This window comes from Streptomyces yerevanensis, from assembly GCF_000716805.1.
GTDB classification, from domain to species: domain Bacteria; phylum Actinomycetota; class Actinomycetes; order Streptomycetales; family Streptomycetaceae; genus Streptomyces; species Streptomyces flaveus.
Map to the genome: position 1 here is coordinate 165,719 of NZ_JNWJ01000011.1, position 20,164 is coordinate 185,882.

22 protein-coding genes and 1 pseudogene are annotated in these 20,164 nt (G+C 67.8%); 9 read left to right on the forward strand and 14 right to left on the reverse strand.

Translation table 11 applies throughout. From position 1 onward, the window contains the following. Positions 1–386: 386 nt before the first annotated feature. Both OP79_RS14070 and OP79_RS51625 read right to left on the reverse strand, forming a co-directional pair. Positions 387–965: a hypothetical protein gene (locus OP79_RS14070; RefSeq protein ID WP_157857311.1), complete on the reverse strand. Its 579-nt coding sequence runs from the start codon at positions 963–965 to the stop codon at positions 387–389. 237 nt (positions 966–1,202) lie between these two features. Continuing rightward, on the reverse strand, positions 1,203–1,517 hold the full coding sequence (locus tag OP79_RS51625) for a hypothetical protein (protein ID WP_033320484.1): 315 nt from the start codon (positions 1,515–1,517) through the stop codon (positions 1,203–1,205). An 840-nt stretch (positions 1,518–2,357) separates the two neighbouring features. On the opposite strand from OP79_RS51625, the gene OP79_RS14080 reads away from it, so the two are divergent. Beyond that, positions 2,358–2,705 carry a DUF1330 domain-containing protein gene (locus OP79_RS14080; RefSeq protein ID WP_033320485.1) on the forward strand — a complete coding sequence of 116 codons (348 nt, stop codon included), beginning with the start codon at positions 2,358–2,360 and terminating at the stop codon, positions 2,703–2,705. A gap of 273 nt (positions 2,706–2,978) precedes the next feature. Here the strand turns inward: OP79_RS14080 and OP79_RS14085 are convergent, their stop codons facing one another. Together OP79_RS14085 and OP79_RS14090 are read right to left on the reverse strand one after the other, a co-directional pair. Continuing rightward, positions 2,979–3,392, reverse strand: a complete 414-nt coding sequence (locus OP79_RS14085) for an Imm10 family immunity protein (protein WP_033320486.1) — start codon at positions 3,390–3,392, stop codon at positions 2,979–2,981. 263 nt (positions 3,393–3,655) lie between these two features. Continuing rightward, complete coding sequence (locus OP79_RS14090; RefSeq protein WP_033320595.1) at positions 3,656–4,126, reverse strand: NUDIX domain-containing protein; 471 nt, start codon at positions 4,124–4,126, stop codon at positions 3,656–3,658. 83 nt (positions 4,127–4,209) lie between these two features. Between OP79_RS14090 and OP79_RS49705 the strand changes: the two are divergent. Then, positions 4,210–4,638 (forward strand): annotated as a pseudogene (locus OP79_RS49705) (NUDIX hydrolase); the annotation flags it as partial. A gap of 99 nt (positions 4,639–4,737) precedes the next feature. Here the strand turns inward: OP79_RS49705 and OP79_RS14100 are convergent. Beyond that, entirely contained in the window at positions 4,738–5,250 is a 513-nt protein-coding gene (locus tag OP79_RS14100; protein ID WP_051744638.1) for a GtrA family protein, read from the reverse strand. Between the two features lie 328 nt (positions 5,251–5,578). Between OP79_RS14100 and OP79_RS14105 the strand changes: the two genes are divergently transcribed. Both OP79_RS14105 and OP79_RS14110 read left to right on the forward strand, forming a co-directional pair. After that, positions 5,579–6,637: an NAD-dependent epimerase/dehydratase family protein gene (locus OP79_RS14105; protein ID WP_033320487.1), complete on the forward strand. Its 1,059-nt coding sequence runs from the start codon at positions 5,579–5,581 to the stop codon at positions 6,635–6,637. Positions 6,638–6,848: 211 nt separating this feature from the next. Further along, positions 6,849–8,009: a low temperature requirement protein A gene (locus OP79_RS14110; protein WP_051744657.1), complete on the forward strand. Its 1,161-nt coding sequence runs from the start codon at positions 6,849–6,851 to the stop codon at positions 8,007–8,009. 92 nt (positions 8,010–8,101) lie between these two features. Here the strand turns inward: OP79_RS14110 and OP79_RS14115 are convergent, their stop codons facing one another. The 7 genes from OP79_RS14115 to OP79_RS14140 form a co-directional block, all read right to left on the reverse strand. Then, positions 8,102–9,619, reverse strand: coding sequence for an MFS transporter (locus tag OP79_RS14115; RefSeq protein WP_033320489.1), 1,518 nt, complete (start codon positions 9,617–9,619; stop codon positions 8,102–8,104). Positions 9,620–9,808: 189 nt separating this feature from the next. Further along, positions 9,809–10,852 (reverse strand): zinc-dependent alcohol dehydrogenase, encoded by a 1,044-nt coding sequence (locus OP79_RS14120; protein ID WP_033320490.1) that lies wholly within the window; start codon positions 10,850–10,852, stop codon positions 9,809–9,811. A gap of 245 nt (positions 10,853–11,097) precedes the next feature. After that, positions 11,098–11,979 carry a hypothetical protein gene (locus tag OP79_RS14125; protein ID WP_033320491.1) on the reverse strand — a complete coding sequence of 294 codons (882 nt, stop codon included), beginning with the start codon at positions 11,977–11,979 and terminating at the stop codon, positions 11,098–11,100. Then, positions 11,976–12,287, reverse strand: a complete 312-nt coding sequence (locus OP79_RS58515) for a response regulator transcription factor (protein ID WP_078491784.1) — start codon at positions 12,285–12,287, stop codon at positions 11,976–11,978. The genes OP79_RS14125 and OP79_RS58515 overlap by 4 nt, the downstream gene beginning before the upstream one ends. A 24-nt stretch (positions 12,288–12,311) precedes the next feature. Further along, complete coding sequence (locus OP79_RS14130; protein ID WP_033320492.1) at positions 12,312–12,494, reverse strand: hypothetical protein; 183 nt, start codon at positions 12,492–12,494, stop codon at positions 12,312–12,314. 208 nt (positions 12,495–12,702) lie between these two features. Then, positions 12,703–13,176: a DUF5990 family protein gene (locus OP79_RS14135; protein WP_245685320.1), complete on the reverse strand. Its 474-nt coding sequence runs from the start codon at positions 13,174–13,176 to the stop codon at positions 12,703–12,705. A 72-nt stretch (positions 13,177–13,248) separates the two neighbouring features. After that, positions 13,249–14,607, reverse strand: coding sequence for a helix-turn-helix domain-containing protein (locus OP79_RS14140; protein WP_033320494.1), 1,359 nt, complete (start codon positions 14,605–14,607; stop codon positions 13,249–13,251). A gap of 215 nt (positions 14,608–14,822) precedes the next feature. Here OP79_RS14140 and OP79_RS14145 point away from each other — a divergent pair, with 215 nt between their 5' ends. From OP79_RS14145 to OP79_RS49710, 3 genes are all read left to right on the forward strand, one after another. Beyond that, positions 14,823–15,590 (forward strand): DUF4232 domain-containing protein, encoded by a 768-nt coding sequence (locus OP79_RS14145; RefSeq protein WP_033320495.1) that lies wholly within the window; start codon positions 14,823–14,825, stop codon positions 15,588–15,590. Positions 15,591–15,861: 271 nt separating this feature from the next. Further along, entirely contained in the window at positions 15,862–16,083 is a 222-nt protein-coding gene (locus OP79_RS14150; protein ID WP_033320496.1) for a type II toxin-antitoxin system VapB family antitoxin, read from the forward strand. 50 nt (positions 16,084–16,133) lie between these two features. Then, the gene (locus OP79_RS49710; protein ID WP_245685327.1) at positions 16,134–16,490 is read left to right on the forward strand and encodes a PIN domain-containing protein; all 357 of its coding nucleotides are present in this window, start codon (positions 16,134–16,136) and stop codon (positions 16,488–16,490) included. On the opposite strand, the gene OP79_RS14160 is transcribed toward OP79_RS49710, so the two are convergent. Both OP79_RS14160 and OP79_RS14165 read right to left on the reverse strand, forming a co-directional pair. Continuing rightward, complete coding sequence (locus OP79_RS14160) at positions 16,427–17,209, reverse strand: hypothetical protein (RefSeq protein ID WP_033320497.1); 783 nt, start codon at positions 17,207–17,209, stop codon at positions 16,427–16,429. The two genes, OP79_RS49710 and OP79_RS14160, sit on opposite strands and share 64 nt — an antisense overlap. A gap of 189 nt (positions 17,210–17,398) precedes the next feature. Further along, positions 17,399–17,596 (reverse strand): hypothetical protein, encoded by a 198-nt coding sequence (locus OP79_RS14165; RefSeq protein ID WP_033320498.1) that lies wholly within the window; start codon positions 17,594–17,596, stop codon positions 17,399–17,401. 409 nt (positions 17,597–18,005) lie between these two features. Between OP79_RS14165 and OP79_RS14170 the strand changes: the two genes are divergently transcribed. Further along, positions 18,006–18,815: a MerR family transcriptional regulator gene (locus OP79_RS14170; RefSeq protein WP_033320499.1), complete on the forward strand. Its 810-nt coding sequence runs from the start codon at positions 18,006–18,008 to the stop codon at positions 18,813–18,815. Then, the gene (locus OP79_RS14175; protein WP_033320500.1) at positions 18,812–20,029 is read left to right on the forward strand and encodes a glycosyltransferase; all 1,218 of its coding nucleotides are present in this window, start codon (positions 18,812–18,814) and stop codon (positions 20,027–20,029) included. Before OP79_RS14170 ends, OP79_RS14175 begins: the two co-directional genes overlap by 4 nt. The last annotated feature ends 135 nt before the right edge of the window (positions 20,030–20,164 follow it).

The following is a 20,164-nucleotide window of genomic DNA, read 5'->3' on the forward strand; positions in this document are numbered from 1 at the left end:
GCTATGTTCTCAAGCGCGCGGTCGGCTTCCGGGGGTTCCAGCTCTGAAGGGAATGGTTGCATCCCCGGCCTGTCTGGGGGCGGCCCGGAGACACGTCCGGGACCTAACCGACGGCCGGGCTTCGTCGATGGCCAGGGAACGACCTGCCAGCGCCGGCCGCGCACAACTTCTCGCGCGGGCCGCGGGCAGGCGCACGCTTTCCAACTGTGGTGGTGGAGTCGTGGCGTGTGTGCGGGTACGTTCACCTGCGTTCATGGGCGGTTGATCGCCAGACACAGGTGGCTTCGTAACCGTCGCTGAACGGCCGTGAACGTCGCTGAATGAGACGGAAACTGAGACGGGGAGCTTCACCGGCGAGGAGTTGACGAATGATCCCCGTCTGCCGTCTATGTGGAGCCTGTAGCCAGATCTCGTCGAGCCACGTCTATGAAGGCGTCGATCTTCTCGAAGGCGAGGTTCAACTGCCCCTCGATATCCATGGGCCTCAGACTGTCAGTCCGTCGACGCAAATCGCGCAAAGTAGGCAAAATGGCCTCCATTTGGTCCATGTAGTCCGGGTCCCAGTAGTGGACTTGGCGCCGTGCCATGCCCGTCAGGGTTTCGACCGTCGCGGTGGCCACTGACCTCACCTCGCGCGAGCTGCACTCAAGCTCCAGGAGGCTTTGTGCGCGAAAACATTCGTCGTAGAGGTCGAAGAGTTCGGCGATCTTAGAGCGACGGTCTTCCTGGTCATCGAATCCGTGATCACGAGCAGCCTGAGCGTATGAGGCGAACTCGATAGTCGCGCCTGCCAAGGCTCGACAAACACGCGCAAACTCCACGTAGACATCCCGACGCAACTCACGCTGCCACTGTGCATGCTGCCCGCGGACTTGCGTACGTCCCGTCACCGCTGCTGCGGCAATTGCTCCGCCGGCACCAACTACTGCACCCAGCAAGGCAGCCACCGCACCGACGATGGCCACGGCCCCCGCATCCATGAGGCGAGTGTGGGGGCACCCGTCGTGATTGCCTAGGCCTTGGACGGGTAGCGACCGCTCGGAGGTTCTTGAGGCGCATGAGCTTGGGAAGCTCGGGTTCTTTGGCGGCAGTTTCTGTATTGACCTGCGGCTGAGCGGTGTCGAAGCTCGGGCGCACGCGTGGCCAGTTCCCGCTGTTCCCCGTGGTTCCCCGCATGACCTGGCACGCGTATGGCACGCGGCTTAGCGTGGCTCTGGTGGCCTGGGGGCATCCTTGTCGATCAGTCCGTTGATGAACTCGACTGCGAACCGGTGCGATTCGGGTGATACGTCTGCGGGTTCGTCGGCGTACCAGCGGAAGGTGCCCAGTTCTCGTTCGGCGGAGTTCAACCAGTGGGCAAAACGGTGAAGTTGCCCATCGCTGAGCCTGATCGCGGCCTGGTGAACCCACACCTCATCTGGCCCGGCGTAGGTCTCCAGAGCCATGACGGCCAGCTCTACCTGGCCCGGCTCAAAGACGGACTGGCAGAGGCCGCGGGTGTCAGGAGAGACCGGCATACGCCGAGGATGCGGCGTCCAGGGCTGTAGGGCAACGGAGAGTCGTCGCCGACCATCGCAACCCGGACTGTGACACGTGACCTCTTCGTCCCGAAGCAACTCCTCAGGGCCCTCGACCATGGGCCAGGGTGCCCCGCACCTGCTGCCATGATCCGCTGGTGTGCGCCCATGTCCATCGCTGTACGCAGGCGTTGTCACGCAGTTGGACACTCAGGGGCTGTTGCAACGCGTCGTCGCTGTTGTCCGGGGAATTGGCAGCCATCATGATGATGCCTATGCCTGGACAGAGGAAGAGGAATCGGCAAGCACGCGAGGAACGCCAGCGAGCCTCCGCGGCCCTGGCGGCCGGATGGCGCTGGGAAGTCATCTGCGAAACGGAGGACTCCAACCAGCTCCGGGCGCGGCTGCGCAGCCTCCAAGAGGAACGACCTGGCACCGATCCCTCCCGAGTGCGAATCGACACACTGTGCGGGCGGCTGAAGCACCCGACTACCTACCGGTTGAGCGTGCTTGTGCCCCAAGGGACGAGTGAGTGAGTCAGGGACCCGCGGACAGTGGGGCTCGATGACCGAGTCAGGCCCGGCGCAACGGGGTATCGGAGCACCAGTTTGGAAGATCGCGTAACCAGGCTGGGCCTGACCTGGGAAGACGCTGACCTGTGCGTTCCCAGAACGCTCGCCGACGGTCCCCGTCATTCGCCGTCCGATCGGGCACGCAGGGGGCATGTGCGCCGCCAGTCCGGGGTGCGGGCGGGGTCCGCTTACCTGTCAGGTCATCGACCCCAATACGTCGGCATGCCATGCTCCCGGCGTACGGAGCTCGACCGACCGGAAGGACGCCATGCCCGCCTACGCCATAGCTCACCTGCAAGAGGCCGCTCCGCACCCGGAGATCGTCGAGTACATCGAGCGCATCCCCGCCACCTTCGAACCGTACGGCGGACGCTTCCTCGTGCACGCCACGCAGCACGAGGTGAAGGAGGGCAGCTGGCCCGGGCATGTCGTGATGATTGGCTTCCCCGGGATCGCCGAGGCGCGGGCTTGGTGGGACTCACCCGCATACCAGGAGATCGCACCGCTGCGCTCGCGGCACATCGAGGGCGACATCATCCTGGTCGAAGGCGTCCCGGAGGGCTACGACCCGACTGCCACCGCAAAGGCGATGCGAGAGACCCTTCCTGCCGAGTAGCCCTCGGGCTCGGCCGGGCCCAGCGGCAGACGACGAACTGAGGCCGGTGGAGTCTCAATGAGCGACGCAACCCGCTTGAGCGATCTTGAAAACCGTCGTCGCAGCGATGTCACCGTGGGTTCAAATCCCACCGCCTCCGCTTTGAGGAAGACGAGAACGGCCCCTGACCAGGTGAATCGGTCAGGGGCCGTCGTGCTGTGCGCTGTCCGTGGGTGACTGCCGTTCCCCGGTGTTCCCCGCTCGATCGGGCACGGATGGGGCACGAAGCTCTCGTTACGCACTGATCAATCTGGGACGGGCCTCTGAACGTCCGTATTGAAGGATGCGCGGTAGGACTTCACGCATGCGCGCCAAGTCCTCTGCTGGGGCACGAAGCAGCGCCTCGACGACAGGGTCAGTCAGTCCGAGGTCGTCCAGCGACTCAGGATCCAAGGTCACCCGCAGCACGTCGTTGTCCAGCCGTACTTCGCGTACGCAGCCGTAGGCAGTGCCCTGGTCAGGTGTGACAAGGCAGTGCGTGTCCATGCCGAGGGACACTTCCTGCGCGTCGGGCTCGTCGAAGTCGCACATGAACAACAACGAGAATCCATACTCGTCGTCCGACTCGGCTACTCCTGCCATCATGCAATCGTCTATTTCTGGATCATCGAGTCCGCACGCAATCAGCGCCGTGAACCTGTATGTCATGCAGGTGTTCTAGCACTGAGGGCTGACGGTCGATTGGGTGGTCGGTGAGACGGCTACGCTCCTTTCCCACCACTCTCCCCAGCTCCCATCCCGTCCGCCGTCGACCCACACACGGTGGAGCGGGCGTGGTTCATGGCGTCCAGGTGGAGCGCGCCACTGTACGAACGACCTGGACGCCATGGGCCGCGTCTGCTCGAACCCGTAGAGAAAGTTGTTACTCAGCATCACCTGGGACTGGACACTTCCGGCTGTGTCCTGTCTGATCAGCCGAGATGTGGCTGTTCTCGGTGCTCCAGGAAGTGACGGAGTCTGAGCCGCTGCGTGTGGTGCATCGGCAGTTCGCCCAGTTCGTCTGGCTGTACGAATCGCAGTTCCGTGGACTCGTCGGAGATCGCGAGTTCACCACCAACGACGCGGGCGGTGAAGCAGACGTTGAACTGACGCCGAACCTCGCCGTCCGTGTAGGCGATGACGTGCTTCGGGTCGGTGTACGTGCCGACCAGGCCCGTGATCTCCACATCCAAGCCGGTCTCTTCCTTGACTTCGCGAACTGCCGTACCCGGCAAGGAGTCCGTCAGTTCCATGCCGCCGCCGGGCAATGCCCACAGGTCGTTGTCCCGTCGGCGCTGGAGCAGGATGCGCCCCTGCTCGTCGGTGACGACAGCGGAAGCCGCGACGACCATGCTGTTCGGCTCGGGCGCGTTCGGATCGTCGTAGTACTCGGTCCGTGCCACGGTCACCCTTTCTCCTGTACTGGCGTAGCTGTCGCCCACACCGCGCTGAAGCTCTGGGTGTCGGTCGCCGCAACGCGTCCCGAGTGGTGTGCCTGCGGCACCTCGCCGTGGCCGCCGTGATCAACGACCGCCGCGAGGTGCTGATGATGTGGCGGCACCGGTTCATCACCGACGCTTGGGCGTGGGAACTGCCCATGGGCCTGATCTAAGACGGGGAGACACCCGAGCAGGCGGCTGCCCGTGAGGTCCTGGAGGAGACCGGCTGGCGTCCGGGACCGATCAAGCCGCTCGTCTACGCCGAGCCCGCGAACGGCATCACCGACTCGCAGCACCACGTCTTCCGGGCCGACGGTGCGACCTACATGGGGCCGCCGACCGAGAAGAACGAGTCCGACCGCATCGAATGGATCCCCCTCGCCGACGTACGCGGCATGATCGACCGTCGCGAGATCGTCAGCAGCGGCTCGCTCGTCGGCCTGCTGTACGTGCTCATGGATGAGGCAATCCACTGATGTGCGGCCCACCTCATATCGTGAGCAGTTCCCGATATCGTGAGCAGTTCCCGCTCCTCAACCAATCTGGATGTTTTGAGCGTCCCGCTCGGTCTTCCACTACGCCGCAACGAGGGCGGGCACGCGTGCCGGGCTCTTCGTCCGTACCAGCATCTGGGTGCGGTTGCGCCCGGTGGCGAAGACGAACAGGCGCAGAACCACGAAGCGGCCGATGCCGGCGAGGCCGGAGGCGCCGAGGTAGACGACCTGTTCGGTCAGCATCCCGGGTGACGGCCGCACCGCGTGGAGGATGAACATCGCGGCGCAGGTCACCACGTAGGCGGCGGTGGCCGAGCCGGCGGACTGCCAGTGCTGGCGCCATCCGGCGCTGCGCCCTTTGGCGAAGGTGAAGCGCGCGTGGAGCTCGGTGCACCGGAGGGTGGAGGCGATGGTGATCACCGCGTTGGCCGCCGCCCAGGGCATCACCGCGGCCAGCAGCTGCACGGTCGCGCTGGAGAGGACGCCGATGCCGCCGCCGAACACTACGAACCGCGCGAAGGAGGCGAGCGGACCGGAAGCGGCGGGGGCCGCCGGGGCTACCGACTCGGGCTTCAACGGGAGCAGCGACTTCATCAGGGCCCCTCCGGGGTAGAGGTGGGCGCGCCTCGGGGGCCGACTTGCTCGACCATGAAGCTTGCTTGACTTACTCAAGCATAAGCTTATTTGGTTGAGTAACGCAAGTAATGGCCGACCTCTCTTTCGACGGGAAGCCACCGTCGGCAAGGTTCTCCGGGTGTCGACACGACCACGAGCTCACGGCCACGAGTTGGGCATAACGCCGGCCGCTGCGGAGGTGGGCAAGGAAGCGGAGGATAGGGTTTCATCCGTCCGCCAAGGCCAACTGCCCAGCCGACACGCAAGGTTGGAAAGGGCACACTGGCCGGGACCGAGGAGCGAGAGCGTGGACGGAAGCGCGGAGACAACCGTTGTGGTGACCGGCGGCAGTGGCTTCGTCGGCAGCCATCTGGTCAGGCGGCTGTTGGAGCGGGGCTACCGGGTCCACACCACCGTGCGCAGCACGGCGAACACGGCGAAGGTGCGGCCACTTCGGGCAATGCAGGAGGCGTATCCCGGCCGACTGTCCCTGTTCGAGGCGGACTTGCTCAGGGAAGGCTCCTTCGACGAGGCGATGAGTGGCTGCACCGTGGTGTTCCACGCCGCGTCGCCGTTCTTCATGCCGGAGAAGATCAAAGACGGCCGCAGGGACATGGTCGATCCGGCCCTGCTCGGCACACGCAACGTAGTGGCAAGCATCGAGAGGACGTCGACGGTCCAAAGACTGGTCTTCACATCCACCGTCGGTGCGATCTTCGGCGACTACATCGACGTCCGCAGCATGGACGACCATGTGCTGTCGGAGAAGTACTTCAACACCACCAGCACGGTGGAGAGCAATCCCTACCACTACGCGAAGACGCTCGCGGAACGTGCGGCATGGGACGCGGAGGCGGCTCAGGACCGTTGGCGCATGGTGTCCGTCAACCCCGGCCTGATACTGGGACCTTCGCTCACCCCCGCATCCGAATCCGGCAGCCTGTTCCTGCTGGAGGAGTTGTTCAAGGGCTATTTCTTCTACGGGGCACCGGACTTCAGCTTCACGACAGCGGATGTGCGAGAGGTGGCCGACGCGCACATCGCGGCGGCGGAAAACCCTGATGCGAAAGGCCGTTACATCGTCGCGGCGGAGACGATGACGTCCTTCCACGAGATGTCACGCATCATCCGGACCCGATATCCCCGCGATCTCCGCCTCCCTCGCATCGCGCTCCCGCACTGGCCGGTACGCATCCTGGGCCCGGCCTTCGGCCTGACCCAGGATTACATCCGCAAGCACCTCGGTATCCGGTTCCGGGTGGACAACAGCAGGAGCGTGCACGAACTGGGCATCACCTACCGCCCGATCGGGCAGACCGTCCTGGACCATTACGAGGCGTGGCGGCGGCAACGAGGGACGAACTGAACACCGGTCGCGGCATCAGCCCCCTCGGGGCGTTCCCCCTGGTCAACGTGCTCGCACGTGAGTGGCCGTGTCCCCCGTGCGGTTTCCGGGTGAGGGCGGAGGCCGACAACCCTGCCGCGCAGGCCGGAAACCACAGGGCGGCGGCCCCCCTCGTATCGCAGAATGAGGCGTGAGCGAACAAGCCCCGTTTCTCAGACCGTGGTTCCGCACGATGAGGGCGCGCGACCCCGCCGAGTCACACCGCGCGGCCACCCCCCTTGAGCTGCTGTTCGACCTGTGCTTCGTCGTCGCCGTCGCGCAGGTCGCCGCGCAGCTCCACCATGCGGTGAGCGAGGACCACGCTTCGACGGGGGTCCCCAGCTATTTCGCCGTCTTCTTCGCCATCTGGTGGGCCTGGATGGGCTTCACCTGGTTCGCATCGGCGTACGACATCGATGACGTGCCGTACCGGCTGGCGGTCTTCGTTCAGATCGCCGGGGTTCTCGTCCTTGCTTCCGGCGTGCCGCGGGCCTTCGCGGACCACGACTTCACCATTCCGGTCGTCGGGTACACGGTCATGCGCCTGGGCCTGGTCGCGCTGTGGCTGCGGGCGGCCCGGGCCCACCCGGAAGCCCGGGCGACCGCTGTGCGCTACGCCGCCGGTCTCGTCGTGGTCCAGTGCGCCTGGATCGGCTGGCTCTTCCTGCCGGACGACTCGCGCATGCCGCTCTTCGCCGTTCTGGCACTCTTCGACCTCGCCGTCCCGGTCTGGGCCGAGGCGGCAGGGCGGACGCCCTGGCATCCGCATCACATCGCCGAGCGGTTCGGGCTGTTCACGCTGATCGTCCTGGGCGAGTCGGTACTGGCGGCGACCACGGCCGTGCAGCAGGCCCTGGACGCGCGGGAGGCGCCCGCCGGCCTCTACGCCGTGGCGGCGGGCGGCCTGCTCATCGTCCTGTCGATGTGGTGGCTGTACTTCGCCAAGCCCGCCGCCCTCTTCCTGACCTCCGACCGGGCCGCGTTCCCCTGGGGTTACGGTCACTACCTGGTCTTCGGCTCGGCGGCCGCGGTCGGCGCGGGCCTGGCGGTGAACGTCGACCATGTCACGCACCACTCGGAGATCTCGGACGCCGCCGCCGGTGCGGCGGTCACGGTGCCGGTAGCGGTCTTCCTGCTCGTCCTCTACCTGCTGCACATCCGCCCGCACCACGCCCTGGCCGTGCACGCGCTGTTGATCCCGGGCACCGCGGTAGTGGTCCTCGCCCTCACCTTCACCGATGTCCCGGTGCCTGCCACCGGCGTGGCGGTCGCCGCACTGGCCGCGGTGTCCGTGACGGTTTCCCAGCGCCGCGAACCGCACGAGCCGCCCAGCTCTCGGGCGGCGCACAACTGATCCCCGGGAACGGTGCGGAACGTGGGGAACAGCCAGGCGGTCGCCCCCGCGAGTGCGAGGGGCGACCGCCTGGAGTCGGTGTCCGCGGTGGCTCAGACCTTCACCTCGGCGACCTCCGCGGCGTTCGTCGGGCCCTCGGTGGCCGGTGCCTCCTGGGCGGTGGTGCCCTGGCGCGGGATGAAGGAGGCGACGAAGAAGGCGAGTACGGCCGCGCCCGCGCCGATGGCCATGACCACCTTGAAGCCGTTCTCGGAGGGGAGGGGGAAGCCGCCGAAGTCGGTGGTCATCTGGGCGAGGATGACGCCGGCGATGGCGCTGGCGACCGAGGTTCCGATGGAGCGCATCAGGGTGTTGAGGCTGTTGGCGGCGGCGGTCTCGGAGGGCGGGACGGCGCCCATGATGAGGGCGGGCATGGCGCCGTAGGCGAAGCCGACACCGGCGCCGATGACGCAGGCGATCAGGACGATCTGCCAGATCTCGGACATCATCACGAGGCTCAGGCTGTAGCCGGCGGCGACGATGACGGCGCCGAGCATCAGGGTCGTTTTCGGGCCCTTGGCCTTGGTGACGCTCGCCGACACGGCGGACATGACCATCATCACCAGGCCCTGCGGTGCCAGGACCAGGCCGACCATGAGCATCGACTTGCCGAGGCCGTAGCCGGTGGCCTCGGGCAGTTGGAGCACCTGCGGCAGGACCAGTGACATCGCGAACATCGAGAAGCCGAACGCCACCGAGGCGAGGTTCGTGAACAGCACCTGACGGCGGGCGGTGGTGCGCAGGTCCACCAGCGGCTGCGCGGTGCGCAGCTCGTACCAGCCCCACACCAGCAGGACGACGACCGCGAAGGCGAGCAGACCCAGGGTGGTGGCGCTGGTCCAGCCCCAGTCGCCGCCCTTGGAGATGGCCAGCAGCAGGGAGACCAGGCCGGTCGCCATGCCGAAGGAGCCGATGAAGTCGAAGCGTCCACCGGTACGGACCTTCGACTCGGGTACGAGGACCAGGACGAGCGCGAGGGCGACGGCGCCGAGGGCGGCCGAGGTCCAGAACAGGATGTGCCAGTCGAAGTTGTCGGCGATGAAGGCGGCGGAGGGCAGGCCGAGGGCACCGCCCACTCCCAGCGAGGCGCTCATCAGCGCGGTCGAGCCGGCGAGCCGTTCGGCGGGCAGTACGTCGCGCATGATGCTGATGCCGAGCGGGATGACACCGGCCGCCAGGCCCTGCAGGGCGCGTCCGGCGATCATCGGGATCACGGAGTCGCTCAGCGCGGCCACGACCGAGCCGGCGATCAGGAGGACGATGCTGACCAGCAGCATGCGGCGCTTGCCGTACATGTCACCGAGCCGGCCGACCACGGGGGTGGCGACGGCGGCGGCCAGCAGGGTGGCGGTGACCGCCCAGGCGGTGTTCGACGCCGAGGCGTCCAGGAGCCGGGGCAGCTCGGGGACGATCGGGATGATGAGGGTCTGCATCAGCGCGACGACGATGCCGGCGAAGGCCAGAACCGCCACCACGGCGTTCGACCTCTGCGATGGGGGTACTTCCCACGCCTTTCGGGCAGTGGGGGAGGAATGCCCGGCGTCGGAGAATCGGGCAGGGGTGTCGGGCATGAGACGGCCTCCGTCGAAGAGAGCAAGTGGGTTGCTTGACTTACTCAAACATAATATTATTGGTTGAGTTAAGCAAATAATCTGGTTGAACAAGTACGCCGGCTGAAGTCGGTGACCCGACCGACCAGGGTTCGCGTCGCCGGGCCCCGCAGCCGACGACACGAACCCAGAACTCCCCACCCTCCGCGGCTACTCGTCGAAGGTGACGACGACCTTCTCCGCGGCACCCGGCGTCAGCGTGAGCTCGAAGGCGTGGCCCGCCTCGGCGAACGGGACGCGGTGGCTGATCAGCTTGGCGAAGCGCTCGTGGTGCTCCACGATCTCCGGGGTCACCTCGAAGATCTCCGTGGGGTAGCCCTGCGAGGCGACGAGGGTCAGTTCGCTGCGGAGCATGTCGCCGAGGTCGATGTCCGACCCCTTCTTCTGTACGGCGACCATGACCAGCTTGGCCTTCCACTTCGCGGAGTCGACGGCGGCCTGGAACACGGCGGGCGCACCGGCGGCGTCGATGTAGATGTCGGTGCCGGCGCGGGGCTGACCGAGCGCGTTGGCGGCCTGACCGTGCAGTTCGGTCAGACGCTCCGTCACGTTCTCCTTCGCCGAGTCGATGACCGCGTCGGCGCCGACCGCCAGTGCCTTCTCCAGACGCGACGGGATCACGTCGGCGACGACGACGTGCTCGACGCCGCGCAGCTTCAGCCAGATGGTGGCGCCCAGGCCGATGGGCCCGGCACCGAACACCACGACCTTGTCGGCCGGCCCCGCCTCGGAACGGTTGACGCAGTGCCGGGCGACCGCCATCGGCTCGTTCAGCGCGGCGACGTCGAAGGGCACGGTGTCGGGGAACACCGCGACGCTCTTGCCCACGACGGCGTTCTCGATGAGCAGGTACTCACTCATGCCGCCGAACTTCCCGCCGCAGCCGATGATCCCGGTCGGCGCGTCCTGCGGGTTGACGACCACGCGGTCGCCCACCGTCAAGTCGGCGACCTCGGCGCCCACTTCGACGATCTCGCCGGCCGGCTCGTGTCCCAGGGCCACGGGGATCAGCTCGCCGCCCGCATGTGCGCGGGCCGGCATGCCGCCCATGTGCAGGAAGGTGATGTCGGTGCCGCAGATCCCGCAGGCGCGGACCTTCACCAGAACGTCCTTCGGTCCCGGCACGGGACGCTCGACGTCCATCACGTCGATCTTGCCGACGCCACCGGTCTGGACGGACTTCATCGTGGCCATGAGGAGACTCTCTTTCCGAAGTTCTGAAGTTCTGAAGTTCCGACATCGGGCCCGGCGACGGGAACGCCCGAGCGTGCAGGGGGAGTTGTCCCGGCCGCCGGGCCCGAAGGGAGCGCCGTTCCCCGTCCCCACGGGTTTCGGCGCGGCGGGGGCGCCTCCGCTCAAGGCGCCCCCGGGTCTCAGGGGTGGTTACGCAGGGGTGGTCACTACGTCACTACGGTCCGGATGCTGACCCGGACGCTGATTCAGCCGAGCTTGATCTGGTCCGTGCCGTGGCCGATGTGGGCGACGACGAGTCCGGCGGCCGACACCTCGGCGTACTCGGCGGTGTGGTAGCGGAAGCTGTGTCCGGCGTTCGCGCCCTGCCGGGCCTCGACCGTCCACCGCAGCTCGTGGAAGAAGAACCAGTCGTCGAAGTGCTGGTGGACGACCTCGATCGAGCGGACGGAGTACGCGGCGTAGAAGGCCTCGAGGTTGGCTCGCAGGTCGTCCTTGGTGTGCATCGCGGGCAGGGTCCCGGAATGCGACACGTAGTCACGCACGCCGCCCTGGATCTCGGGATGAGCCCTCTTGACGATCGCGTCGATGTCGCCCTTGCGGTACGCGTCGAGCAGGGTCTCGTGCAGTCCCGCCACGGCGTACCGGCTGGCCAGCACCCCGTCGGCCGGGTCTCCCGGCATGCTGCCCTGCTGGGTCCTGCCCCAGAACAGCTCACCGGTGATGCCCTCGGAGCCCATCGTCGGGAAGATCACGACGACCGGCCGCTCGCTCTCCTCACCGGTCGTCTTGAGGCGCCCGCGCCCGAGGCCACTGACGAAGGTGTACCAGGAGCCGTTGATCTCCGCGACGGGGCGGATCGCCACCACGGCGGCGAACCGGTGCATGCCGCGGTAGGACGCGGCGATCTCGTCGAAGGTGGTGACGATGCGCTGGGTCGGGAGTTCCTTGCCCTCCTCGACCGAGGGGCTGACGGTGTACGCGTAGGGGCCGCTCGGCGCCAGCGTCGCCAGGATGTCGTCGATGACGTCGACGTACTCGGCCCTGACGTGCTTCCACGCGGTCTCGGAGCTCTGCACCTGCAGATCCGACGCGACGAGCAGGTCCTCAGCCTTGGCCCGGTCCTTCATGGTCTTCCTTTCTGGGGGCGAGGAGCCCCGAGGTGTGAGAGAGGGACAACTGGTTGTGCGGAGAGCCGCACGTCACCGGAGCAGGGCAGAGCTCCGCGGTGACCTGTGCGGTGAACTCCCCGTAGAGGTACAGAAGTTGATGAGGGGAGGACCACGGCCGGGCGGCCCTCCATCACGGCCAGAGCCAGGTCCAGCCGTGAGCGGCAGCCCGTCTTCGCGAACACCTGGGTGAGGTTGTTCTCGACGGTCTGCTCGCTCACCTGGAGTTCCCTCGCGATCTGCCGGTTGGTCAGGCCCCGCCCGACCAGAGCGCGGAGTGAAAGGAGAGGCGTTCAGGCTCGCTGCGTACGACTCCGCAGGAGGCCGACGCCCGCGCCGAGGGAGACGACGCCCATGCCGACGCCGGTCAGGAGGCCCTGTGTGCCGTCGACGGCGAAGGGTGCGACTGCGGCGACGCTGAGGTTGAAGAGGAACAAGAACCACAGGGCGGGGCGGGAGGAGAGCAGAGCCTTCATGGGAGTTTCCTTTTCGGGAGGATTCGGGAGAAGCGGCAGTTCGATTGCTTGAGTTAGGTAACCATATTCACGTTACTTAAGTCAAGCAACTTTTTTACAGGGTGATCAACCTGCGTTGACCAGGGGCGATTGCGGTCGTCGGCGTGCTCACGCCCGCCAGGAGGCGGGAGGCCGCCCTCTTCAGGACACCCGGCAGGACACCCGGAACTCAGCTGACGGGTTCGGCGGTCCAGGTGATGTGCGGGGGCTCGACTCGTGCGTACAGGGGGTTGCCGCCGTGGTCGGTCAGGCCGAGGCGTCCGACCAGCAGGCCGTCATGTGCGGCGGCGGCGAGTATGTCCGCGGGGATGACGTCGAGCATGAGCTTGGCCCGGCGGAACATGGTGAACCGGCCCGAGTCGTCGACCGTGCCCCACGACAGGTAGATGAACCGGCGGCCCAGACGGTCCTGCACGTACGGGCCTGTCACGTCGACGCCGGTCGGCGAGACGGTCGCGGTGCACTCCAGGGTCCACGTCGCGGACGCGGCGTCGCCGGGCTGTGGGTCGAGGAGTTCGGCCGGACGGTCACGGCGTTGCACGGCGACATGGAGGTTGGCGTACGTGGGGACGGTGCCGTCGTCGGCGGGGGCAGGGCGGGCGGTGCGGCCGGGCAGGTCGACGGCGTCGATACGGATGCGCATACCGGCCATCATCCGCTGCCCGCTGCCCGCTGCCCGCTGCCCGCTGCCCGCTGCCCGCTGCCCGCTGCCCGCTCAGCCGGGAATGTTGGGGTCCCACTCGTCCCGCGCCCACTCGGAGCTGCTGAGCTGGTAGTTGTACGCGGGCCGTCCCACGTTCCCGCTCGTACGGAAAGGGTTGCCGTTGTCGTCGAGGCGTACGGTGCCCTGCTTGTCGCCGCTGGACCAGTCCAGCTCCAGGTACCAGCTCACGTTGTGCGCCCGTGCGTCCGCGAAGACGTAGAAGACTTCGGGATCGGACTGGCTCACCTTGTACGGGAAGTCGCGCTGACCGGCCTTGGGGGAGACCGCGGGCCGCCCGGCATCGAGGTCCACCTTGAACGCCTTCGTGTCCACGTTGCCACCGCACCCGACGCCCATCGCGAAGTCGTTCCAGTCGAGCGGCGCGCTCTTCTCCACCACCCGCACATGCAGTTCGTCCAGCACGACGGTGGCGCTCCCGGTGCCCTGCACGGTCAGCTCGAGCATCTGCTGCCCGCCGGCGACGGCGCCGAGCGCGTTGACCCACCCGCGGGCCTCCGACTCACTCGGCGGCGGAACCACCTGCTCGGGCTCCTTGTCGACCAGGTAGTGCTGGCTGCACGGCCCTTCCCACTCGTACGGGTCGACGACGACGGAGGGCGCGGTGGCCCCGTCCTCGGCACCGCCGCCCTGGCCCGCCCCGGCCCCAGCCCCGTCCTCGGCCCCGGCGCCACCGCTCCGGGAGGCGGAGGCGGACGGGGAAACCGTAGGACTGCCGCTGCGCGAGGCGGACGGCGAGGGCGACCTGCCCTTCGCGTCGGACGGCTTGGAGGCGCCGGGACTTCGGTCGGCGGACGGGGAGGCGGCATCCACGGCCCCCGTCCTGCCCTGGCCGTCATCGCCCTTGTCGGGCACAAGATTCACCACGAGCGCGGTCGCTACGAAGGCGGCGGCCCCGGCGAGGGCGACGGTACGCCGCCGCCGCGCCACGGGAGCCTCCGTCAGGGGCCACCGCTCGACCTCGGGGGTGGCCTCGGCCGTGGCTTCGGCCTCAGCCGCCCCGGTCTTGACGTCCGCCTCGGTCCCGGCCTCCGCCCCGGTCCCGGCCTCCGTCGCTGTCCGGGCCTGCGGTTCCTCCTCCGCGGGGGCCCCGCTCGCCTTCTGCCGCCGACGGGCGTCCGCGAGAACCCATCGCCGATGCAGCTCCACCAGTTCCTCGGGCGTCGCCTTGCACACCCGCGCGAACCGTTCCACAGGCGCGTAATCCGTCGGTACGGCATCCCCGTTGACGTACCGGTGAAGCGTGGACGCACTCGTGTGCAGCCGCTTCCCGAGCACCCCGTAACTGAGCCCGGACCGCTCCTTCAACCGGCCCAACAGCTCCGAGAACTCGGATAACTCGTCCCCCGCCACCGTTCCTCCCTCTCCTCATGTCCCGGACCGCCATTCCAGGGGGAGGTCGTTCCCCCAGGTCGGAGCTATCGCGAGCGTTCCAGCGTCCCGGATGGCCCGGCAGTCGTGGCGCCCGGGACGGATCACCGCACAAGCTTCAGCCATCCAAACACGCCGCTCCCGGCACCCGGTCGAGCGGCCCCTGCCAACGCCCGTTCCACACAAGGGGGATTCACATGTCCATACGCGCCAGCCGCACCCGCATGCTCGTCGCCGCCGCGCTCACGGCCGCCACGCTGACACTGACGGCCTGCAACAACGGAGAGGGCACCCAGGACGAGGGGGCGTCGACAGGATCCGCGTCCACGGCCTCCACCACGCCTTCGGCCAAGACGGGCGGGGGAACCTCCACCGGGGCGGGCGAGACCGACCAGGAGGGCTCGGCCTCCGAAGGCTCGGCAGGGGGCGCGGCCGGCTCAAGCGGCACGACGGGTTCCAAGAGCTCGTCGGGTTCCACGGGCGCCTCGGGTTCCACGGGCGCCTCGGGCTCCACGGGCTCGAAGGACGACTCGGTGTCCACCTCCACCCCCTGCTCCAGCGCCACCACGCGGATGACCGCCACGGAAGTCTCCCGCCCCCTGAACCACCTCCTCCTCACCGTCACCAACACCGGCTCGAAGAACTGTGACCTCACCGGCCACGACCTCACCGGCTACCCGGCCGTCCGATTCGACGAGGCCCAGTCCGTCCCGCCGCCCTTCGAGGACTCCAAGCCGCAGGCGGTGGTCACGCTGGCCCCTGGCGAGTCGGGCTATGCGAGCGTCCTTCTCACGTCCGCGGACGGCAGCGGCTCGAGCGGCTACACGGCCAAGTCCCTCGCGGTCTACCTCGACCAGAGCGAGAGCGCCGCCCGCCCGTCACTCCCCGCGAAGGGCGTGTACGTCGACGACTCGATCCGAGTCTCGTACTGGCAGTCGACCATGGCCGACGCCCTGAAGTGGTGACGCACCGGCCAAGGCCCAGGTCGATGACCTGGGCCTTGACCGTGGAGTGGGTGACGAGAACGGAATTCGCGCTCTCGGCCTGGGGAGCGACGGCGCTTGGGCGGGCTCCGTGGCTTTGATGGCGCAGGTACCTTCCCTCTGAGGCGGTCGTGAGCTGCTCGGGAGTGTCCGTCGCGACGGCACATACCGGAGCTGACACTCAGGCGTGGCCCCGCGGATGTGGGTGACGTTTCTTCTACGTACATCACCAACGTTGTGCAGGAGGTGCGGTGTGTCTGTGACCCAGATCGACATCGACGACGATGCTCTGGAACGCGTCATGGCTCTGTCCAAGGTCAGGACCAAGAAGGAGGCGGTCAATCTCGCTCTGCACTTCTACGCCGAGCAGCAGGAGCGTGCGGCGCGCATCAGCCGTCACTTCGAGCGTGCGCGTGGGTGGGGTGCCGTCGAGGACGCCGAGCGCCTGCACCGGGCGGAGAAGCACAGCCGGTGATCTACCTGCTCGACACATCCGGCCTGGTCCGCCTGCTCCGCGAGCCGTAACTGCAATCGGCCTGGTACGACGCGATCGACGTCGGGGCCATCGCATCCTGCTACGTGCAACGCACCGAGTTTCTCCACAGCGCCCGGAACGGACGCGAGTACGACGAGATCGCGGAGATGTTCACCGATCTCTACCCCGACGTGTCGGTGCCGAAGAACTCCGCACGCTGGATCAGCGCGGTGCAACACCGTATGGCCCACGCTGGGCAGCATCGCAGTGCCTCGGCGGTGGACCTCGTCATCGCCGCCACCGCGGCCCACCACGGCCTGGCGGTCCTCCACGACGATGCCGACTACCGCGCTGTCGCCCGGCACGCATCCGACCTGACCGAGCACAACGTCCACGACATCGCCTGAGGCACTTCCGCCGCCCGACAGGTTGTCCCTGACGTCCACTGCTCAGGAGTGATGCCCTTCCAGCGCTCCGCGGAGATCGCGGCGACTCCGTACGCCTCGAGCCGGCTGTCCGGGTGGAAGTCGGGGCTGGGCGCGGTACCGCGCTTGAGGTCGCGCACGACATGCGCGAGCAGCTCGTCCGGGGTGAACCGCTTGACGCCGACCGGCTCCGGCCCGGTCGGGGGGAAGAGAGCATCGGCGCGGGGGCCCGGGATGGCAGAGTCAGGTCTGTCGTCGTTCTCGGGCTCTGGCCGGGCAGGCAGGACGTCGATGCCGATCGGGGCCTCGTACCAGACTTTCCCTGCTCCGACGAAGTGGTATCTGGGGCTGCCCGCGCGGATCTCGGTGATGTACGGAATCACCGTCCCGAACTTGAGCTGCCTGACGGCTTCCAGAGCGCGACGGCTCTTCCGGGTGATGCCGCGTACCCGGGTGCCCGTGTCGATGGAATCTCCGGTCATCCGCACGAGGCGGCGGTGGGCGAGGAGCCGATCAAGATAGAAGGCGGCCCATAAGCCCGCGACCGCTACGACCGGGGCCAGCTCGGTGGCTGTGGTGAGCAGACTTGCGAGTCCGGCCAGTACGGCCAGGGTTGTCACGGCCCGCCGGAGATACAGCAGATCCTCGGCGGCGGCGCAGCGCTCGATGACCGGCGTGAGTTCGAAACCGAACGACGGCACAGGGCGGCCGGAGGCGACGCGGTTGTGTACTCAGCGAACATAGCCGTGTCCGATGATCACTTTCGGCTGTGGTTTCTCGGGCACCTCGTCCGCGTCGGCGTCCTTCTGCGCTTTCTGTTTCTTGTCCAGCCACTTCCGCACGAACTCGGGCGTCAGTTTCTTCTTGAACTTGGTCCGTTCTTTCTTCTGTCACGTGCGGAACTCCGCTGTGGAGTCAGGTCGCAGGTAGGCCGCCGCACTCAACAGCCGTGTCGTCTCTGTCTGCTCCGCTCCCTGGCCGTGCATGCCGCCCGCGACACTCAGCGGTACGGAAGGCGCGTTGAACAACAAACTGTCGATGGTCGCGGAACTGTCCGCGTCCTTGCCGAGCTCTCGGCCTAATCCCATCGCTCGCGCTCACTTCCGTCGGCGCCCGGCGTGCCCCCTTGGCTGCCGGTGGTCCATGCTGCCCCGCGGCCCGCACTCTGCCTACACCGCTAACCACAACAAAACCGGCAGGCCGGGAAGCATGGGCGACCTCAGGACGTACACGCATCACAGGCCCACGACACCTATCCCGCAAAAAGCGTGAACAGTGAGGGGGAGTATGTCCTTCAGGCGCTCAAGCGAGCGATGTGTGAACACGGCGGGTCGAAGTGCTCGCGCCGTGGGACCAGCACCTCCTGGGGTCCACCGCTGCGCCCGCCTCCACAACACCACATCTGTGGACGCCACCTGACTGTGGCAATGCCCGCGAGCCAGTTGACCCTCTCCTTACGTCAGGCTTGAGGCTGGGGCATGACGAAAGGGCAGGTGCATGGGCTACTCCGTGGGTCAGGTCTCGTCGCTCGCCGGGGTGACCGTGCGTACGCTTCATCACTACGACAAGGCGGGGCTGCTCTCACCCAGCGCACGCAGCCACGTCGGCTACCGCCTCTACAGCGACGCCGACCTGGCCCGGCTCCAGCAGATCCTCTTCTACCGGGAACTGGGTTTCTCTCTCGACGAGATCGCCGCCATCCTCAAGGATCCCCAGGCGAATGCTCTGGAGCATCTACGAGCCCGGCAGCGGCAGTTGAGGGAGGAGATCGCCAGGCTGCAGCGGCTGGCCGAGGTGGCGGAACGGGCCATCGAGGTCCAGCGGACGGGGGTGTCGCTGACTCCCGCCGAACGCTTCGACGTATTCGGTGAGATCGCCTTCGACCTCAGCTACGCCACTGAGGCCCGGTTGAAGTGGGGGCATTCGGACGCGCATCAGGAGGCGATCGGGCGCGCGGCCGCCCACACAAAGGAAGACTGGCGGCGCCTCATGGGCGAGGCGGCCACTTGGCGCGCGGCGCTGCTCGTGGCCTTCGACGACGGGAAACCGAGCGATGGCGAGCGGGCCATGGACATCGCCGAGGAACACCGGCGGCACCTCACCCGCTGGTTCACCCCTTGTCCGCCGGACATGCACCGACGTATCGCGGACGACTTCGTCACCGATCCGCGCGCCTTCGCCCTCGTCGTACCGCCGTCGCAGCAACGTCCGGGCCTCGCCGCCTACCTGCGCGAGGCGGTCCACGCCAACGCTTTCCGTCGCGCTGGTTCCGGTACCGACCCCCAGGAAGACCGAGAAGACCGATGAGAATCCTGATCGCCACGGCCGGATCGCGCGGCGACGTCGCGCCCTACACGGGCCTGGGCGCCGAACTGCGCCGCGCCGGCTACGACGTCGCCCTGGCCACCACGGACGCCTTCGCGCCCCTCGTGCGCGAGGCCGGGCTGGAATTCCGCACTCTCCCTGCCGACACGCGAGCTCCCGGGGGCGTCAGGGGCAGACGTGACCTGATGCGCACCGCTGCCGCGTTCATCAACGAACTGGGCCAGGGGTTCGCCGACGCGGTGGCGGACGGTACGGATCTGCTCCTGCTGTCGACCACCACGGCACCGCTCGGCTGGCATCTCACCGAGGCCACGGGCATACCGAGCCTCGGCGTGTACCTCCAGCCCTCCGCACCGACCCGCGACTTCCCGCCCGTCGTCACGGGCTCACGTTCGCTGAGCGGCCCCGGCAACCGTGCGGTCGGCCGCTTCGCGCTCCGCATGGCCGACCGCGTCTACGAGCAGGCGGCCCGGGAGCTGCGCCATCGCCTCCAGCTACCTCCGCTCTCCGCGTCCGCGATGCGCGGCCGGCAGGAACGGGCGAACTGGCCCGTCCTGTACGGCTTCAGTACGGCCCTGGTGCCACGCCCCACCGACTGGCGCCCCGGGCTGGAGGTCGTCGGAACCTGGTGGCCTCACGTCGATGCCGCCGATCGGCTGCCCCCGGACCTGGAGGACTTCCTCGCGGCCGGGCCCCGTCCCGTCCTCGTGGGCTTCGGAAGCATGGCGGTCGGAGACGGGGAACGGCTGAGCGAGATCGCCGTACGAGCCCTGCGGCGCGCCGGGCTGCGTGGCATCCTCCAGGCGGGCAGCGCCGGGCTCGCGGCCGACGGCGACGACGTCCTCACCATCGGGGACGTACCGCATGCCCTGCTGTTCCCGCGGCTGGCTGCGGTGGTCCACCACGCCGGGGCGGGCAGCTCGGCGGCCGCGCTGCGCGCCGGAGTTCCCACGGTGACCGTGCCGGTGACCGCGGACCAGCCGTTCTGGGCAGGGCGGCTCGCCTCGATCGGCGCCGCCACCGACCCGATCCCTTTCCGGTCTCTCACCGCCGAACGGCTTGCCGACGCACTCGACCGCGTCGTGAAGCAGCAGACATACACACGAGCCGCCGCGACCGCCGCGCACCACATGGCGACCGAGGACGGAGCGGGCCAGACGCTGAAGGCCATCCAGCAGTCGGCCGGGGAACGATGACACGAAGTGCCTTGCCCCGGCCGGACCGCGTCGGCTCGGCGGGACTCGTTTGGCCATCGCAAGGGGAGAGAAACCCATGCACATGACCCTGCCGCAGCGGATGTACCTCCTCATGTACACCGTGGACAAGAAGAA

Excerpts from the sequence above, each read along its gene's own strand:
- OP79_RS51625 (WP_033320484.1), bottom strand. The coding sequence starts at position 1,517 with ATGCCGGTCTCTCCTGACACCCGCGGCCTCTGCCAGTCCGTCTTTGAG.
- OP79_RS14080 (WP_033320485.1), top strand. The coding sequence starts at position 2,358 with ATGCCCGCCTACGCCATAGCTCACCTGCAAGAGGCCGCTCCGCACCCG.
- OP79_RS14085 (WP_033320486.1), bottom strand. The coding sequence starts at position 3,392 with ATGACATACAGGTTCACGGCGCTGATTGCGTGCGGACTCGATGATCCA.
- OP79_RS14100 (WP_051744638.1), bottom strand. The coding sequence starts at position 5,250 with ATGAAGTCGCTGCTCCCGTTGAAGCCCGAGTCGGTAGCCCCGGCGGCC.
- OP79_RS14110 (WP_051744657.1), top strand. The coding sequence starts at position 6,849 with ATGAGGGCGCGCGACCCCGCCGAGTCACACCGCGCGGCCACCCCCCTT.
- OP79_RS14115 (WP_033320489.1), bottom strand. The coding sequence starts at position 9,619 with ATGCCCGACACCCCTGCCCGATTCTCCGACGCCGGGCATTCCTCCCCC.
- OP79_RS14120 (WP_033320490.1), bottom strand. The coding sequence starts at position 10,852 with ATGGCCACGATGAAGTCCGTCCAGACCGGTGGCGTCGGCAAGATCGAC.
- OP79_RS14125 (WP_033320491.1), bottom strand. The coding sequence starts at position 11,979 with ATGAAGGACCGGGCCAAGGCTGAGGACCTGCTCGTCGCGTCGGATCTG.
- OP79_RS14130 (WP_033320492.1), bottom strand. The coding sequence starts at position 12,494 with ATGAAGGCTCTGCTCTCCTCCCGCCCCGCCCTGTGGTTCTTGTTCCTC.
- OP79_RS14135 (WP_245685320.1), bottom strand. The coding sequence starts at position 13,176 with ATGCGCATCCGTATCGACGCCGTCGACCTGCCCGGCCGCACCGCCCGC.
- OP79_RS14145 (WP_033320495.1), top strand. The coding sequence starts at position 14,823 with ATGTCCATACGCGCCAGCCGCACCCGCATGCTCGTCGCCGCCGCGCTC.
- OP79_RS14165 (WP_033320498.1), bottom strand. The coding sequence starts at position 17,596 with ATGGGATTAGGCCGAGAGCTCGGCAAGGACGCGGACAGTTCCGCGACC.
- OP79_RS14170 (WP_033320499.1), top strand. The coding sequence starts at position 18,006 with ATGGGCTACTCCGTGGGTCAGGTCTCGTCGCTCGCCGGGGTGACCGTG.
- OP79_RS14175 (WP_033320500.1), top strand. The coding sequence starts at position 18,812 with ATGAGAATCCTGATCGCCACGGCCGGATCGCGCGGCGACGTCGCGCCC.